This is a genomic window from Microbacterium sp. bgisy203, assembly GCF_057706945.1.
Map to the genome: position 1 here is coordinate 301,261 of NZ_JBYIPF010000002.1, position 15,768 is coordinate 317,028.

General features: G+C 68.9%; 14 protein-coding genes. 5 read left to right on the plus strand and 9 right to left on the minus strand.

The annotated features are described in order from the left end of the window. Positions 1 to 3: 3 nt before the first annotated feature. A complete protein-coding gene (locus AC3ENQ_RS04745) occupies positions 4 to 867 on the minus strand; it encodes an Fpg/Nei family DNA glycosylase (protein WP_431802192.1) in 864 nt (287 codons plus the stop codon). Positions 868 to 972: 105 nt separating this feature from the next. Continuing rightward, positions 973 to 1,539 (minus strand): GNAT family N-acetyltransferase, encoded by a 567-nt coding sequence (locus AC3ENQ_RS04750; protein ID WP_431802194.1) that lies wholly within the window; start codon positions 1,537 to 1,539, stop codon positions 973 to 975. Between the two features lie 262 nt (positions 1,540 to 1,801). Here AC3ENQ_RS04750 and AC3ENQ_RS04755 point away from each other — a divergent pair, with 262 nt between their 5' ends. Beyond that, on the plus strand, positions 1,802 to 2,830 hold the full coding sequence (locus tag AC3ENQ_RS04755; RefSeq protein WP_431802196.1) for a hypothetical protein: 1,029 nt from the start codon (positions 1,802 to 1,804) through the stop codon (positions 2,828 to 2,830). 81 nt (positions 2,831 to 2,911) lie between these two features. Here AC3ENQ_RS04755 and trpS read toward each other — a convergent pair whose 3' ends face one another. Then, positions 2,912 to 3,916 carry a tryptophan--tRNA ligase gene (gene trpS / locus AC3ENQ_RS04760; RefSeq protein WP_431802198.1) on the minus strand — a complete coding sequence of 335 codons (1,005 nt, stop codon included), beginning with the start codon at positions 3,914 to 3,916 and terminating at the stop codon, positions 2,912 to 2,914. 137 nt (positions 3,917 to 4,053) lie between these two features. Here trpS and AC3ENQ_RS04765 point away from each other — a divergent pair, with 137 nt between their 5' ends. Both AC3ENQ_RS04765 and ppsA read left to right on the plus strand, forming a co-directional pair. After that, a complete protein-coding gene (locus tag AC3ENQ_RS04765; RefSeq protein WP_431802200.1) occupies positions 4,054 to 4,938 on the plus strand; it encodes a pyruvate, water dikinase regulatory protein in 885 nt (294 codons plus the stop codon). A gap of 27 nt (positions 4,939 to 4,965) precedes the next feature. Further along, a complete protein-coding gene (gene ppsA / locus AC3ENQ_RS04770; RefSeq protein ID WP_431802202.1) occupies positions 4,966 to 7,353 on the plus strand; it encodes a phosphoenolpyruvate synthase in 2,388 nt (795 codons plus the stop codon). A gap of 28 nt (positions 7,354 to 7,381) precedes the next feature. Here ppsA and AC3ENQ_RS04775 read toward each other — a convergent pair whose 3' ends face one another. From AC3ENQ_RS04775 to sdhC, 6 genes are all read right to left on the minus strand, one after another. After that, positions 7,382 to 8,233, minus strand: coding sequence for an exodeoxyribonuclease III (locus AC3ENQ_RS04775; protein WP_431802204.1), 852 nt, complete (start codon positions 8,231 to 8,233; stop codon positions 7,382 to 7,384). A gap of 58 nt (positions 8,234 to 8,291) precedes the next feature. Beyond that, on the minus strand, positions 8,292 to 9,524 hold the full coding sequence (locus tag AC3ENQ_RS04780) for a YihY/virulence factor BrkB family protein (RefSeq protein WP_431802206.1): 1,233 nt from the start codon (positions 9,522 to 9,524) through the stop codon (positions 8,292 to 8,294). A gap of 49 nt (positions 9,525 to 9,573) precedes the next feature. Then, the gene (locus AC3ENQ_RS04785; RefSeq protein WP_431802208.1) at positions 9,574 to 10,350 is read right to left on the minus strand and encodes a succinate dehydrogenase iron-sulfur subunit; all 777 of its coding nucleotides are present in this window, start codon (positions 10,348 to 10,350) and stop codon (positions 9,574 to 9,576) included. After that, on the minus strand, positions 10,350 to 12,176 hold the full coding sequence (gene sdhA, locus AC3ENQ_RS04790; protein ID WP_431802210.1) for a succinate dehydrogenase flavoprotein subunit: 1,827 nt from the start codon (positions 12,174 to 12,176) through the stop codon (positions 10,350 to 10,352). The genes AC3ENQ_RS04785 and sdhA overlap by 1 nt, the downstream gene beginning before the upstream one ends. Positions 12,177 to 12,241: 65 nt before the next feature. Next, a complete protein-coding gene (locus tag AC3ENQ_RS04795) occupies positions 12,242 to 12,700 on the minus strand; it encodes a succinate dehydrogenase hydrophobic membrane anchor subunit (protein ID WP_431802212.1) in 459 nt (152 codons plus the stop codon). Next, positions 12,700 to 13,134: a succinate dehydrogenase, cytochrome b556 subunit gene (gene sdhC, locus AC3ENQ_RS04800; RefSeq protein WP_431802214.1), complete on the minus strand. Its 435-nt coding sequence runs from the start codon at positions 13,132 to 13,134 to the stop codon at positions 12,700 to 12,702. Before sdhC ends, AC3ENQ_RS04795 begins: the two co-directional genes overlap by 1 nt. A 233-nt stretch (positions 13,135 to 13,367) precedes the next feature. Between sdhC and AC3ENQ_RS04805 the strand changes: the two genes are divergently transcribed. Continuing rightward, the gene (locus tag AC3ENQ_RS04805; RefSeq protein WP_431802216.1) at positions 13,368 to 14,483 is read left to right on the plus strand and encodes a mannose-1-phosphate guanylyltransferase; all 1,116 of its coding nucleotides are present in this window, start codon (positions 13,368 to 13,370) and stop codon (positions 14,481 to 14,483) included. 151 nt (positions 14,484 to 14,634) lie between these two features. Further along, positions 14,635 to 15,738, plus strand: a complete 1,104-nt coding sequence (locus tag AC3ENQ_RS04810) for a BMP family lipoprotein (RefSeq protein WP_431802218.1) — start codon at positions 14,635 to 14,637, stop codon at positions 15,736 to 15,738. The last annotated feature ends 30 nt before the right edge of the window (positions 15,739 to 15,768 follow it).

Here is a 15,768-nt window from a genome sequence, read left to right on the forward strand (position 1 = left end):
CGCTCACTTCAGCAGGCGCGAGAGGCGGCGGTCGGCGACAAGCTTGCCGCCGGTTTGGCACGTCGGACAGTATTCGAGGCTGTTGTCGGCGAAGAAGACGCTCCGCACCTCGTCGCCGCAGACCGGGCACGCCTCGCCGCGCCGCCCGTGCACCGCCATGCCGCGCCGCTTGGCGTCCTTCAGATCGGCGGGCGGCTTGCCGGATGCCTGCGTCACGGCATCCGTCAGCGTCGTGCGCATCGCGTCGTACAGGCGCGCGACGTCCGCGTCGTCGAGGTTCGCGGCGAGGGCGTAGGGTGACATCTTCGCGGCGTGGAGGATCTCGTCGGAGTACGCGTTCCCGACTCCCGCGATGATCGACTGGTCGCGGAGGACCCCCTTGATCTGCGTGCGGCGACCCGCGAGGAGGCCCGCGAAGACCTCGAGCGTGAACGTGTCGTCGAGAGGGTCGGGGCCGAGCCGCGCGACCCCGGGAACCTCCGCGGGGTCGCGCACGACATAGACCGCGAGCGACTTCTTGGTGCCGGCCTCGGTGAGGTCGAACCCCGAGCCGTCGTCGAACCCGACGCGCAGGGCGATCGGGGTCTTCCCGGGGCGGATCACGGTCGCGGGGAGCTGCTCGTACCAGCGCAGCCATCCGGCCTTCGCGAGGTGGAAGACGAGGTGCGTGCCGGCATCCGTCTCGAGGTCCACGAACTTGCCGTGCCGGCGCGCGGCGGTGACCGTCGTGCCCTTCAGGGCGTCGATCGGCGGATCGTAGGTCTTCAGCGCCGAGAAGCTCGCCATCGTCGCCTTCGTGATCTCCAGGCCCGTCGCGCGGGCGGCGAGGAAGTCCACGAGCCCCTGGACCTCGGGCATCTCCGGCATCCGAGTCTCCTGTCGTCCCCGCCCTTGTCGTCCCTGCCATCGTGCCACGTGTCGAGGACACGCGGGCCGGCCGCGCGTTCTCGTCCGGAGCGCGCGCGGGCCCGGTCAGTTCGGGATGATCGACCAGGGCTGCGGCGTGCGGTCGTCGGTGCGCAGGAGCCCCGCCACCCAGCCGTCGACGCGACCCTCCTTGCCGGCGAGGCCCGCGCGGAGGAGCCCCTCGTAGCGGAAGCCGAGGGTGCGCGCGGCGCGCGCCGAGGCGGTGTTACCGACGACGGCGCGCCACTCGATCCGAGTGAGGCCGGCCCCTTCGGGAGAGAAGCCCCAGTCGATCACGGCGCGTGCGGCTTCCGTCACGACGCCGCGCCCGCGCGACCAGGGCGAGACCCAGTAGCCGATCTCTCCCGCGCTGTGGCCGTCGAGGCGGTAGAGCCCGATCGTGCCCGCGAGGACATCGCCCTCGCGGATCGCCCACGTCAGGTGGACGCCCTCGGTCCACTGCTGCGCGACGCGCGGGACGAACTCCTCGGCGTGGCGCCGCTCGTACGGTGCCGGGACGCTTGTGTACCGCTGCGTGTCGGGGTCCTGGCATGCGTCGAAGATCGCGTCGATGTCCGACTCACCGGGCAGGGAAAGTTCGAGTCGCTCCGTCGCGAGGATCACCGGTTCCACCCTCCCGACCCTAGCGCCGCCCGGCATCCGCCTCCTGCTCCGTGACGTCAGTGGCCGTGCCCGTGCCGTGGGCCTCTGTGACACACCTGTGACACAACTCAGGCAGAACGACATCTTCGACTCGGTGACGCCCCGAATCCGCGCATTCTGCCTGAGTTGTGATCCGGTTACCGACTCCTCCACAACCAGCCAGTTTGCGAATCGCTCCCCAGATCCCGCTCTGGGCGCCCGCCGCCGACAACCGCTCAGTCAGGGTGGCGGCATGGATACCTCGCCTCACACCGCGTCGCAGGTCCTGCGCCGAGTCGACCTGCATGCCCTGGGGATGCGGGCGCACGAGATTCGGCGCGCCGTGGCGGCGGGTGAACTCGTCCGCGTGCGCAGGGATCGCTACATGGTGGGCGGAGGCGGCCCCGTCGAACGCGCCGTGCGGGTGGGTGGACGCCTCGCGTGCGTTTCCGTGCTCGCTCTGGCCGGAGTCTTCGTTCTCGATCCCCGCCGCGTGCACGTTCACCTCGCCCGTTCCGCGTCACGCCTGCGCTCACCCCACGATGCGGCGCGTAGCCTCGCCTCGGCTGACAGAGCGGGCCTGTGCCTGCATTGGTCGCCCTTGCGCGAGCCGCCCGAGGGACTCGCGGCAGTCGGGCTTCATGACGCGCTCCGGCAAGCCGTTCGATGTCAGGAGCCGCGCGCCGCCGTTGCCACCGTCGACAGCGTTCTGCACGCCGGTCTGATGACCTGGGACGAGGTGCGGGACGTATTCAGCGGTCTTCCGCGCCGCTACCGCACAATCCTCCGCCTCGCTGACCCCACCGCGGAAGCGGGGAGCGAGACGTTCATGCGGCTGATCCTCCGTCAGCTCGGCCTGCGCTACGAGACCCAAGTCGTCATCTCCGGCGTCGGGCGCGTCGACTTCCTCGTTGAGGGGTGGTTGATCATCGAATGTGACAGCAAGGCGCACCACGAGGGGTGGGAGAAGCAGCGGCGCGACCGCAAACGCGACCTCGCCGCGGCGCAGCTCGGTCTTGTGACGTTCCGTCCCTTGGCCGAGGACCTCTTCTTCGCAGGCGGTGATGTAGCGGCCGCCGTCCGCGGAATCGTAGCCGCGCACCGCCGTTGCCGGTGGCGTCGGTCAGTCGGTCAGTCGGTCAGTCGGTCAGTCGGTCAGTCGGTCAGTCGGTCAGTCGGTCAGTCGGTCAGTCGGTCAGTCGGTCAGGGTCGCGCGCGACACAACTCAGGCAGAACTGCTCCGAGCCGCCTGCAGGCGGTCGTGTGGCCCGGTTCTGCCTGAGTTGTGTTCGCCCGAGAGTTGCCGGCGCCGGAGCCGAAGCCGGAGCGCTCGCGCTCGCCGGCACCGGGCCCCGCGCCGGCGTCAGCGGCGGCGGAGCAGGCCGACCTTGTTGTAGACGTCGGCGAGGGTCGCGTTCGCGACCTCGGCGGCACGGTCGGCGTTGGATGCCAGGACGCGGTCGAGCTCGGCGGGGTCGGCCAGCAGGTCGAGGGCGCGCTGGCGCACGGGACCGAACTCCTCGACGATCACCTCGGCCAGGCCCTTCTTGAAGTCGCCGTAGCCGCGGCCCGCGTACTCGTCCTCGATCGAGGGGATCTGACGTCCGGAGAGGGCCGCGTAGATCGTGAGCAGGTTCGAGACGCCGGGCTTCGCCTCGCGGTCGAAGCGCACCGAGCCCTCCGAGTCGGTGACGGCCCGCATGACCTTCTTCGCCGACACCGAAGGGTCATCGAGCAGCCACAGCACACCGGCATCCGACTCGGCCGACTTCGACATCTTCGCGGTCGGGTTCTGCAGGTCGTAGATCTTCGCCGTCTCCTTCTGGATGACCGGGATCGGCACCGTGAAGGTCTGGCCGTAGCGTGAGTTGAACCGCTCGGCGAGGTCGCGCGTCAGCTCGACGTGCTGCTTCTGGTCGTCGCCGACCGGCACGATGTCGGTCTGGTACAGCAGGATGTCGGCGGCCATGAGGACCGGATAGGTGAACAGGCCCACGTTCGTCTGATCGGAGCCGTAGCGCGCCGACTTGTCCTTGAACTGCGTCATCCGTCCGGCCTCGCCGAACCCGGTGATCGTCGAGAGCACCCACGCGAGCTCGGTGTGCGCCGGCACGTGCGACTGCACGTACAGGGTCGAGCGCGACGGCTCGATGCCCGCCGCGATGTACTGCGCGGCGGTGCGCCGGGTCTTCTCGCGGAGCTCCGCCGGGTCGTTCGGCTGCGTGAGGGCGTGCAGGTCGACGACCGAGAAGAACGCTTCGTACGCGTCCTGCAGGTCCCGCCACTGCAGAAGCGCGCCGATGTAGTTGCCGACCTGGAGGGAGTCGGCGGAGGGCTGCATTCCGGAATAGAGGCGGGGTCTGGTCATCCCTCCATCCTACGGAGCGCGACGAGCCCACCCGGCCCGGACGAATTCGGTTTGTCACGGCGCGAAGGCGCGACAAGCCGTAAGGCCCGGCGTACCGTAAGGATTGCGGCAACGTATGCCGCAGACCGGACGTCGAGATGAACGAGTCATCCGCACCTGTCACCGCCACCGCGGCGACCGCCGCCACGCACACCACGACGGCGACTCCGACGGCGGTCGTGCGCCCGGCGTACTTCGTCTCCGATTCCACCGGCATCACCGCGGAGACCCTCGGCAGCGCGCTCCTCGCGAACTTCCCCGACCTGGCGTTCTCGCATCGCACCGTGCCCTTCGTCGCCTCGCCCGAGCAGCTCGACGCCCTCATCGCCGACATCGCGCGAGAGGATGCCGCATCGCCCCGCCCCCTCGTCTTCGCGACGATCCGCGACGCGCAGCTCCGCGCCCGCCTGGAGACGGCGCCGGTGACGGTCATCGACCTGCTGGGCGGGCATCTCCACGAGGTCGAGGTCGCCCTCGGTGCCACGGCCTCCGACCGGCCGAGCGGGTTCCACGCCCTCGGAGACCTCGACGCCTACCACGCACGGATGCGGGCGGTGGAGTTCGCGATCGAGCACGACGACGGGGCGAGCCTTCGGGCTTTGGATGCCGCGGAGGTGATCATCATCGCGCCGAGCCGCTGCGGCAAGACGCCGACGACGATGTATCTCGCGCTCCAGCACGGCGTGCTCGTCGCGAACTACCCGCTCACCGACGACGACTTCCCGACCGAGACGCTGCCGCGCCCGATCGCGCCGTACGCCGATCGGTGCTTCGGTCTCACGACGACGCCGCTCCGGCTCAGCCAGGTGCGCGGCGAGCGTCGTCCCACGTCGCGCTACGCGTCGCTCGCGCAGTGCGCGATGGAGATCCGCCGTGCCGAGGAGCTGTACCGGCGCTGCGGCATCCCTTTCTTGAATTCCTCGTCCAAGAGTGTCGAGGAGATGTCGGCCGTCATCCTGCAGGCGTTCCGCCTGCGCCGCTGACGACCCCGATGAACAGAGGTGATCACGATGAGCAACATCCTGTGGTTCGACGAGATCCGCATGGCGGATCTGCCGCAGGTGGGAGGGAAGAACGCGTCGCTCGGTGAGATGGTGGGAGCGCTGTCGGATGCCGGAGTGCGCGTGCCGGGCGGCTTCGCCACGACCGCCGACGCGTACCGCGCGTTCCTCGCGACGGACGGGCTGGACGCCCGCATCGCCGCGGCGGTGGGCGCGATCGACGTGACGGATGTGTCCGAACTCGCCCGGGTGGGCGCCGAGGTGCGCGGCTGGATCCGCGAGCAGCCGTTCCCGGAGGATCTCGACCGCGACATCCGCGCGGCGTACGCGCGGCTGATCGAGAACGATCCCGATCCCGAGAAGGTCACCTGGGCGGTGCGCTCGAGTGCGACGGCCGAAGACCTGCCGGATGCCTCGTTCGCGGGCCAGCAGGAGACGTTCCTCAACATCGGCGGGGTCGACAACATCGTCGACGCGGTGCACCAGGTGTACGCGTCGCTCTACAACGACCGCGCGATCGCGTACCGCGTGCACAACGGCTTCGACCACTTCGACGTCGCCCTCTCGGCCGGCGTGCAGCGGATGGTGCGCAGCGACGTGGGGGCGTCGGGCGTGATGTTCACGGTCGACACCGAGTCGGGGTTCGATCGCGCCGTCTTCGTCACGAGCGCGTACGGCCTGGGGGAGGCGGTCGTTCAGGGCGCGGTCAACCCCGACGAGTTCTACGTCTTCAAGCCGGCGCTCCGCGCCGGGCGCCCCGCGATCTTGAAGCGTCAGCTGGGTGAGAAGGCGGTCGCGATGCGCTACACCGACGGTGTGTCGGTGGGCGGCTCGACGGCGTTCGTCGACGTGCCCGACGCGGAGCGCCGCGTCTTCAGCCTCACCGACGCGCAGGTGGAGGAGCTCGCCCGGCACGCCCTCGTCATCGAGGACCACTACGGCCGCCCGATGGACATCGAGTGGGGACTCGACGGCGTCGACGGAGAGCTCTACATCCTGCAGGCGCGCCCCGAGACGGTGGTCTCGCGCGACGACGGCGCCGTGATGGAGCGCTACGTCCTGAGGGAGCACGGCGACGTGCTCATCACGGGGCGGGCGATCGGGCAGCGGATCGGTGTGGGGCCGGTGCGCGTGCTCGACTCCATCGCGCACATGGACCGCTTCCGCGCCGGTGACGTCCTGGTCGCCGACATGACCGACCCCGACTGGGAGCCGATCATGAAGATGGCCTCGGCGATCGTCACCGACCGGGGCGGGCGGACGTGCCACGCCGCGATCATCGCGCGCGAGCTCGGCATCCCCGCCGTCGTCGGCACCGGGTACGCGACACGTGCGCTGACCGACGGCGCAACGGTGACCGTCTCGTGCGCGGAGGGCGACGACGGCGCGGTGTACGACGGCGCGCTCGCCTTCGAGGTGGAGGAGACGCATCTGGATGCCATGCCGGAGGTCCCCGTCAAGATCATGATGAACGTGGGCACACCCGACCAGGCGTTCAGCTTCTCGAAGCTCCCGAACAGGGGCGTGGGCCTTGCCCGGCTGGAGTTCATCATCAACCGCCAGATCGGCATCCACCCGCGGGCGCTCCTCGAGCGCGATGCCCTCACGGGTGACCTGCGCCGACGCATCGACGAGGCGACGGCCGCCTACGCGGGGCCGCGCGAGTTCTTCGTGCAGCGCGTCGCGGAGGGCGTTTCGACGATCGCGGCGGCGTTCTGGCCCGAGCCGGTCATCGTGCGCCTGTCCGACTTCAAGTCGAACGAGTACGCGAGCCTTCTCGGCGGTGACCGCTACGAGCCTCACGAGGAGAACCCGATGATCGGCTGGCGCGGGGCGTCGCGATACGTCTCGCCGAGCTTCGGAGAGTGTTTCGCGATGGAGTGCGAGGCGATGCGGTACGTCCGGGACGACATGGGCCTCACGAACGTCGAGATCATGATCCCCTTCGTCCGGACCGTCGCCGAGGGGCAGGGGGTCGTCGACCTCCTCGCGCAGCACGGGCTCCGGCGCGGCGAGAACGGGCTGAAGGTCATCATGATGTGCGAGATCCCCTCGAATGCTCTGCTCGCCGACGAGTTCCTCGACGTGTTCGACGGCTTCTCGATCGGGTCGAACGACATGACGCAGCTGGTGCTCGGGCTCGACCGCGACTCGTCGCTCGTCTCGGCGATCTTCGACGAACGCGACCCCGCGGTGCTGAAGGTCCTGTCGATGGCGATCGCGGCGTGCCGCGAGCGCGGCAAGTACATCGGCATCTGCGGACAGGGTCCGTCGGACCACCCCGACCTCGCGCAGTGGCTCGTCGATCAGGGCATCGAATCGATCTCGCTGAACCCCGACACGGTCGTCGAGACGTGGATGCGGATCGGCGGGCGGCGCGGAGCGCTCGTCAGCTGATCACGTCGCCGCGGGCTGGGTGGGGGGCTCAGCCCGCGGGCAGCGCGTAGTCGGCGACGACCGGAGCGTGGTCGCTCCAGCGGGTGTCCCACGAGGGCGCGCGCACGACCCGGTAGTCGACGACGCGCGCGGCGAGCGTCGGGGTCGCGAGGTGGTAGTCGATGCGCCAGCCGGTGTCGGTGTCGAACGCCTTGCCTCGGTTCGACCACCACGTGTAAGGGCCGTCGACCTCGCCGGCCCACGTGCGCCCGACGTCCACCCACCCGAGACCTGCACCGCTCGAGCCGTCGACGCCGGTCACCTCTGCACCGGCGGGCCCGGTGAATCGGTCGAAGTACGCGCGCTCGCGCGGGAGGAAGCCGGCCTTTGTGACGTTGCCCTTCCAGTTGCGGATGTCGAGCGTACGGTGCCCGACGTTGAGGTCGCCCGTGATGACCGCGAGGTCGCCGAGCTGCGGCATCCGCTGCTCCATCGCATCGAGGAACGCGTACTTCGCGTCCTGCTTGGGCGTGCCGTCCTCGCCGGTGAAGACGTAGGCGGAGACGACCGTCACGGTCTCGCCGCCGACGGAGATGTCGGCTTCGACCCAGCGTCCCTCCGAGTCCAACTCGTCGTCGCCGAGTTCGACGCGCCAGATGTCGAGGGGTTCGCGCGCCGCGATCGCGACGCCCGCGCGTCCCTTGGCGAGCGCCTCGTCGTTGACCACGTGCCAGCCCGGAAGCGCGGCGGCGAGATCGGATGCCTCGGCGCGCACCTCTTGCAGGGTGAGGACGTCGACGTCGGCGGTATCGAGCCAGGCGCTCATGCCCTTCCGGACGGCGGCGCGGATGCCGTTGACGTTGACCGAGGCGATGCGGAGGTGGGAGGAGGAGTGGGGCACCGCAAAAGCCTAACGACCCGCTCCGACACCGGCAGATCCCAGGGCGCGCCGCGTGCGCTCACTCGATGAGCGACACCTGCCGCTTCGCGTCGGCGGGGGCGTTCGCTTCCACCTCGTCGAGCTCGTTCTGCGCGTCGCGCACCGCCCGGCGGGTGCCGAGGCGGCGGTACCAGGGCGCGGCGTCGTACGCCTCGTGCGCGGTGCGCAGCCGAACCTGCGCCGCGAGCAGCAGTGCGGCGTGCTCCGCGCGTAGACGGTCCTCGTCGCTGAGATGCGCGAGGGGTTCGTCCTCGTCCTCGGCGGCGACGGCGATCCACGACGCGGCGACGAGGATGATGATGCCGATCACCCGGAACCACAGCAGGAGACCGATGAAGATCGCGAAGGTCGCCAGCAGCGGGTTCGACGGGGTGTAGCGCAGGAGCCATCCCGCGCCGAGCTGGAGGATCGTCAGCGCGATACCGCCGAACACGGCGCCGGGGAAGATCCGGCGCCAGCTGAGGGACGTGCCCGTCAGGAACCGGAAGAGCAGGGCGAGCGCGCCGGTGAAGAGCGCGACGGTGACGAGGATCGAGGCGGCGCCGACGCCCAGCCGATACCACCCGGATGCCGTGCTCCAGCCGAACAGCTCGAACAGCCAACCGAGTGCCCACGTGCCCGCCGTACTGACCGCAGACCCGAGCAGCAGCGCGATGCCGAACAGGATCGCGGCGACGAGGTCTCGCGCCTTCAGGAGCACGTAGGAGCGGTCGTCGAACGGGAGGCCGAAGATGTCGCGGACGGCTCGACGGGTGAACGTGACGAAGCCGATCGAGGTCCAGGCCGCGGTGAGGAGGGCGATGATGCCGGTGATCGCCAGCACGCCGGTGGACCCGGTCGCGATCTCGGTGACCTGTTCGGTCGTGAAGACGCCGCCCTGGCCCTCCGGGCGGATGAGGCCCGGAAGGTAGACGTCGATCACGTCGATGAGGGCTTCCACTGCGGCGGGACTGCCGCCGAGCCAGAGGCCCACGCCGGCGAAGGCGACGTAGATGACGGCGAAGAACGAGAACAACGCCTGATAGCTGACGCCGGCGGCGAGCAGGAACCCGTTGTGCTGCAGGAAGTGCCGCCAGACCCGCACCGGGAAGAGCGCGAGCGTCTTGCGGGTGATCTTGGTCGCCGCGCTGATCGGGGCATCCCATCGCTCGCGCAACGCGTTCTGCGTCATCTCCCACCGCTCGCGCAGCGATTCCTCTTCGGCGCGCGCCGAATCGGCCGCAGCGCGGGCGGAGGCGTGGGGCTCGCTCACGTCGTCAGGATATCGAGGGGCGCGTGAAACGCACCCGGATGCCGATGCGTCAGTGCCGCAGGATCGCCTGCTTGACCTCGGCGATCGCCTTCGTGACCTCGATGCCGCGGGGGCACGCCTCGGTGCAGTTGAAGGTCGTGCGGCAGCGCCACACGCCCTCCTTGTCGTTGAGGATGTCGAGGCGCACATCACCCGCGTCGTCGCGCGAGTCGAAGATGAAGCGGTGCGCGTTGACGATCGCGGCCGGGCCGAAGTACTGCCCGTCGGTCCAGAACACGGGGCACGACGACGTGCACGCGGCGCACAGGATGCACTTGGTGGTGTCGTCGAAGATCTCGCGGTCGGCGATCGACTGGATGCGCTCCTTGCCGGGCTCGGGCTTCGAGTTCGCGATGAGGAACGGCTGCACTTCGCGGTAGGACGCGAAGAACGGCTCCATGTCGACGATGAGGTCCTTCTCGAGCGGAAGACCCTTGATCGCCTCGACATAGATCGGCTGCGAGATGTCGAGATCCTTGATGAGGGTCTTGCACGCGAGCCGGTTGCGCCCGTTGATGCGCATCGCGTCGGAGCCGCAGATGCCGTGGGCGCAGGAGCGGCGGAAGCTCAGCGACCCGTCGACCTCCCACTTGATCTTGTGGAGGGCGTCGAGCACGCGGTCGGTCGGGTAGAGCTCGACGTCGTAATCGACCCAGCGCGGCTCGGCATCCGTCTCCGGGTCGAACCGGCGGACGATGAACGTGACGAGGTACGACTGGATGGGAGCCTCTTCGCCCGCGACGGCGGCGCCCTGCTCGGCGCCCTGCTCCACGATGGCGGTCGACATCAGTACTTCCTCTCCATCGGCGGGTAGTTCAATTCGCCCTCGGCGTTCTTCGTGAACACGACGGGCTTCCAGTCGAGGCGGATGTGGTCCTCGGGGTCGGGGGAGTGCGGGTCGCCCGTGAGGTAGGCCATCGTGTGCTGCATGTAGGTGGCGTCGTCGCGGTCGGGGAAGTCCTCGCGCATGTGGCCGCCGCGGCTCTCCTTGCGGTTGCGGGCGGCGTACGCGACGATCTCGGCGAGGTCGAGGAGGAACCCGAGCTCGACGGCTTCGAGCAGGTCGGTGTTGAACCGCTTGCCCTTGTCGTCGACGTGCACGTTCTTGTAGCGCTCGCGCAGGTCGTGGATGGTGCCCATGACGTTCGTCAGGGTCTCTTCGGTGCGGAAGACCTGGGCGTTGGCGTCCATCTCCTCCTGGAGCGTCTTGCGAAGGACGGCGATGCGCTCGGAGCCCTGGTTGTTGCGCAGGCCCTCGATCATCTCGCGGACCTCCTTCGCCGGGTCCTCGGGCAGCGGCACGAAGTCGGCCGTCTGGACGTACTCGACGGCGTTCCGACCCGAGCGCTTGCCGAACACGTTGATGTCGAGCAGCGAGTTCGTGCCGAGGCGGTTGGCGCCGTGCACCGAGACGCACGCGCACTCGCCCGCCGCGTAGAGGCCCGGGACGACGGTGTCGTTGTCCTGCAGGACCTCGCCGTTGTTGTTGGTGGGGATGCCGCCCATCGCGTAGTGCGCGGTCGGCATGACCGGCACGGGCTCGGTGACCGGGTCGACACCCAGGTAGGTGCGGGCGAACTCGGTGATGTCGGGGAGCTTCGTCTCGAGCACTTCGGCGCCCAGGTGCGTGCAGTCGAGGTAGACGTAGTCCTTGTGGGGGCCGGCGCCGCGGCCTTCGAGGACCTCCTTGACCATGCAGCGGGCGACGATGTCGCGGGGCGCGAGGTCTTTGATGGTCGGCGCGTAGCGCTCCATGAAGCGCTCGCCCGAGGCGTTGCGGAGGATGGCGCCCTCACCGCGGGCACCCTCGGTGAGGAGGATGCCGAGTCCGGCGAGGCCGGTCGGGTGGAACTGGAAGAACTCGATGTCCTCGAGCGGCAGGCCCTTGCGCCAGACGATCCCCACGCCGTCGCCGGTGAGGGTGTGGGCGTTCGAGGTCGTCTTGTAGATCTTGCCGAAGCCGCCGGTCGCGAAGATGACCGCCTTGGAGTGGAAGACGTGCAGGTCGCCCGTGGCGAGCTCGTACGCGACGACGCCGGCGACCTGGGTCTTGCCGTCGGCATCCTTCACCGTGATGAGGTCGAGGGCGTAGTACTCGTTGAAGAAGTTGATGCCGAGCTTCACGCAGTTCTGGAACAGCGTCTGCAGGATCATGTGGCCCGTGCGGTCGGCCGCGTAGCACGCGCGGCGGACCGGGGTCTTGCCGTGGTCGGCGGTGTGGCCGCCGAAGCGGCGCTGGTCGATCTTGCCCTCGGGGGTGCGGTTGAAGGGCAGCCCCATGTTCTCGAGGTCGATGACGGCGTCGATCGCCTCTTTGGCGAGGATCTCCGCGGCGTCCTGGTCGACGAGGTAGTCGCCGCCCTTGACGGTGTCGAAGGTGTGCCACTCCCACGAGTCCTCTTCGACGTTGGCGAGCGCCGCCGCCATGCCGCCCTGCGCCGCGCCGGTGTGCGAACGCGTCGGGTAGAGCTTGGTGATGACGGCCGTCCGGGCACCGGGGCCCGCCTCGATCGCCGCGCGCATGCCCGCGCCGCCGGCGCCGACGATGACGATGTCGAACTCGTGGTAGTAGACGCCGTCCTTCAGGACGGCCTCGGGATGCTGGGTGCTCACGTAAGGATGCCTTGTCTTGTTCTGCGTCTGCTGCGGTGTCTACCGGGGGGAGCGGCTCAGGCGCCCTAGAGCGCCGCGCACTTCTCGATCAGCCACTCGGTGGTGGAGTTCTCGACGCCCAGGCACGGGTCGAAGGTGAAGACGACGAGCGTGCCGAGGAGGATGAGGAAGCCGGCCGCGATCCACAGGGCCCACACGAGCACCTTGCGGGTCTTCTCGCCGGTGACGTAGTCGTTGACGATCGTGCGCATGCCGTTGGCGCCGTGGATGAGGGCGAGCCACAGCATCAGCACGTCCCACCACTGCCAGAAGGGGTTGGCGAACTTGCCGGCCACGAACGCGAAGTCGAGGCCGTCGATGCCTTCGCCGAGCATCAGGTTCACGAACAGGTGACCGAAGATGAGGACGACCAGCAGCACGCCCGAGACGCGCATGTAGATCCAGCCCCACTTCTCGAGGTTGGCGCCCTTCTTGCGGGCCGGGGTCTGCGGCGAGCGCGGGGCCGCGATCGTGTCAGCGGACATCAGTGACCTCCTCCGATGTTCGACAGGACGATCGGGATGTGCCGTGCGGCGAAGCCGCCGACGGTGACGACCCACAGGCCCAGGACGCCCCACCAGAGCTGCTTCTGGTGGCGCGTGGCCCACGGCCAGAGGTCCACCGCGATGATCCGCAGGCCGTTGAAGGCGTGGTAGACGATCGCGGCGACGAGGACGACCTCGCCGAAGCCCATGATCGGGTTCTTGTACGTGCCGATGACCGCGTCGTATGCCTCGGGGGAGAGGCGGATGAGCGCCGTGTCGAGCACGTGCACGAGCAGGAAGAAGAAGATGGCGACGCCGGTGATGCGGTGCAGGACCCACGACCACATGCCCTCGTTGCCGCGGTACAGCGTGCCGCGCGGGGTCTTGGACGTGGTCTGGGCTACCGACGGTGTGACGCGTGCTGGTGCAGACACGGTCGTCCTCCCTTGGGTGTGATCGCGAGTGTGATCGGACACCTCGTCACGGCGGGGGCCGACCTCGGCCTCGGGTCGGTGATTGTCTCGTTGACCCTCTCGTCGCACACGGGCGCTCCACCATCCTACGTCCGGGCCCGACGGCGAGCGACGAAGGCCACCCTAAGTTGTCTCGGTATCGAGAGAAACGCAGGAATCCGGGTTCTTGCCGTCCGCCGATTAGGGTGTGTCCCATGGTCCAGCGCATCGACGACTTCTACGCCGTGATTCCGGCAGGAGGTGTTGGGAGCCGGCTCTGGCCGCTCTCGCGGGCGGACGCGCCGAAGTTCCTGCACGATCTCACCGGCTCGGGGCACTCGCTCCTGCGCGACACGTGGGACCGGCTCGAAGCGCTGACCGGGCCCGACCGCATCGCCGTCGTCACCGGCCGCGCGCACCGCGCGGCGGTGGAGGACCAGCTCCCCGGCATCCCCGACCACAACGTCATCCTCGAGTCCGAGCCGCGCGACTCGGCCGCGGCCATCGGCCTGGCCGCCGCGATCTTGCACCACCGCGACCCCGACGTCATCATCGGATCGTTCGCCGCCGACCACGTCATCCGCGTGCTCCCCGTCTTCCACTGGGCGGTGGAGCAGGCGGTCGCCGTGGCCCGCGAGGGGTACATCTGCACGATCGGCATCACCCCGACCGAGCCCTCGGTCGGCTTCGGCTACATCAAGAAGGCCGACATGCTCGCGGTCGACGGAGCGCCGGAGGGCGCCCTCGTCGAGCGCTTCGTCGAGAAGCCCGATCTCGACACCGCCAAGGAGTACCTGCAGTCGCGCGACTACCTGTGGAACGCGGGCATGTTCATCTCGCGCGCCGACGTGCTGCTCGCCGAGCTCGCCGAGAACAACCCCGACCTGCACGCGGGGCTCGTCGAGCTGGCCGAGGCGTGGGACGATCGCGACCTGCGCGGCCCTGCCGTCGACCGCATCTGGCCGAATCTGGAGAAGATCGCGATCGACTACGCCGTCGCCGAGCCCGCCGCCGCCAAGGGGCGCTTGGCCGTCGTGCCCGGGCACTTCGACTGGGACGACGTGGGCGACTTCGCGAGCCTCGCGAAGCTCAACTCCGGCGGACGCAAGAACGATCTGGCGATTCTCGGGGAGAACGCGCGGATCCTCTCCGACGCCGCCAGCGGCATCGTCGTGAGCCACACGACGCGCGTCATCAGCCTCATCGGCGTGAAGGACATCGTCGTCGTCGACACCCCGGACGCGCTGCTGGTCACCACGAGCGAGCACGCGCAGCGCGTGAAGGGCGTGGTGGATGCCTTGAAGCTGAGCGGCCGCGGAGAGGTGCTCTGACCCCTCGCCGTCGTCCCGTGTATCGGGATCATTGCGTCTTTGTAACCATTCGCTCCCACCGGGTGGCCCGGCGTGCAAATCGCCCGACACAGTAGGTAACTTCGACTCGTGCGCCCGCGAAATCCGCGGGCATATCAATGTGGAGGCTGCATTGACCATCTCGACCACCAAGAAGCTCGCCGGCATCACAGCTGCCGCGGGGCTCATCATCGCTCTGGCGGGCTGCGGCTCCGCTCCCGAGACCTCCCCGACCGGATCCGGCGAAGCCGGCAGCGCCGTCGACGGCTTCAAGCCGTGCATGGTCTCCGACGAGGGCGGCTTCGACGACAAGTCGTTCAACCAGCTCGGCTTCGAGGGTCTCGAGAAGGCCGCGAAGGAACTGAACGTCGACTTCGTCAAGGTGCAGTCCGACTCCGAGTCCGACTACGCGCCGAACCTGCAGTCGCTCGTCGACCAGAACTGCACCCTGATCATCTCGGTCGGCTTCGCGCTCGCCGCCGCCACCGGTGAGTCGGCGGCCGCCAACCCCGACATCGAGTACCTGTCGATCGACGACATCGTCGACCAGGACTTCGACGGCGAGACCGACGAGCCGAACATCAAGCCCATCATCTTCGACACCGCGCAGGCCGCGTTCCTCGCCGGCTACGCGTCGGCGTCGTACTCGACCGCGAAGAAGGTCGGCACCTTCGGCGGTCAGAACTTCCCGACCGTCTCGATCTTCATGGACGGCTTCAAGCAGGGCGTCGACTACTGGAACTCCGAGAAGAGCGACAACGTCGAGGTCATCGGCTGGGACGGCACCGACGGTGTGTTCACGGGCGGCTTCGCGGCCAACCAGGACGCGATCAACGCGGCCCAGGGCATCGTCGACCAGGGCGTCGACGTGCTGCTGCCCGTCGGCGGCCCGATCTACCAGTCGGCCGCGTCGGTCATCCGCGACTCGGGTCGCGACATCGCGCTGATCGGTGTGGACGCCGACGTGTTCGAGACGGACCCGTCGGTGGCCGACCTGCTCCTCACCTCGATCCGCAAGCTCATCGACGTCGGCGTGTACGACGCCGTCGTCGCGGCCGGCAAGGGTGACTTCGACGCCACGCCGTTCATCGGCACGCTCGAGAACGAGGGCGTGGGCCTGGCCCCGTTCCACGACTTCGAGGACAAGGTGTCGCCGGACCTCCAGAGCGAGCTCGACACGATCAAGGCCGGCATCATCGACGGCTCGATCACGGTCAAGTCCTACCTCGCGGAGTAATCCCCTCGCGGTGATTCCCGCTCCGGGCGG

Bases quoted from the DNA above. Each gene is read 5' to 3' on its own strand.
- trpS (WP_431802198.1), bottom strand. From the start codon at position 3,916: ATGACCAGACCCCGCCTCTATTCCGGAATGCAGCCCTCCGCCGACTCC.
- AC3ENQ_RS04755 (WP_431802196.1), top strand. From the start codon at position 1,802: ATGGATACCTCGCCTCACACCGCGTCGCAGGTCCTGCGCCGAGTCGAC.
- AC3ENQ_RS04795 (WP_431802212.1), bottom strand. From the start codon at position 12,700: ATGTCCGCTGACACGATCGCGGCCCCGCGCTCGCCGCAGACCCCGGCC.
- AC3ENQ_RS04745 (WP_431802192.1), bottom strand. From the start codon at position 867: ATGCCGGAGATGCCCGAGGTCCAGGGGCTCGTGGACTTCCTCGCCGCC.
- AC3ENQ_RS04765 (WP_431802200.1), top strand. From the start codon at position 4,054: ATGAACGAGTCATCCGCACCTGTCACCGCCACCGCGGCGACCGCCGCC.
- AC3ENQ_RS04785 (WP_431802208.1), bottom strand. From the start codon at position 10,350: ATGTCGACCGCCATCGTGGAGCAGGGCGCCGAGCAGGGCGCCGCCGTC.
- ppsA (WP_431802202.1), top strand. From the start codon at position 4,966: ATGAGCAACATCCTGTGGTTCGACGAGATCCGCATGGCGGATCTGCCG.
- AC3ENQ_RS04805 (WP_431802216.1), top strand. From the start codon at position 13,368: ATGGTCCAGCGCATCGACGACTTCTACGCCGTGATTCCGGCAGGAGGT.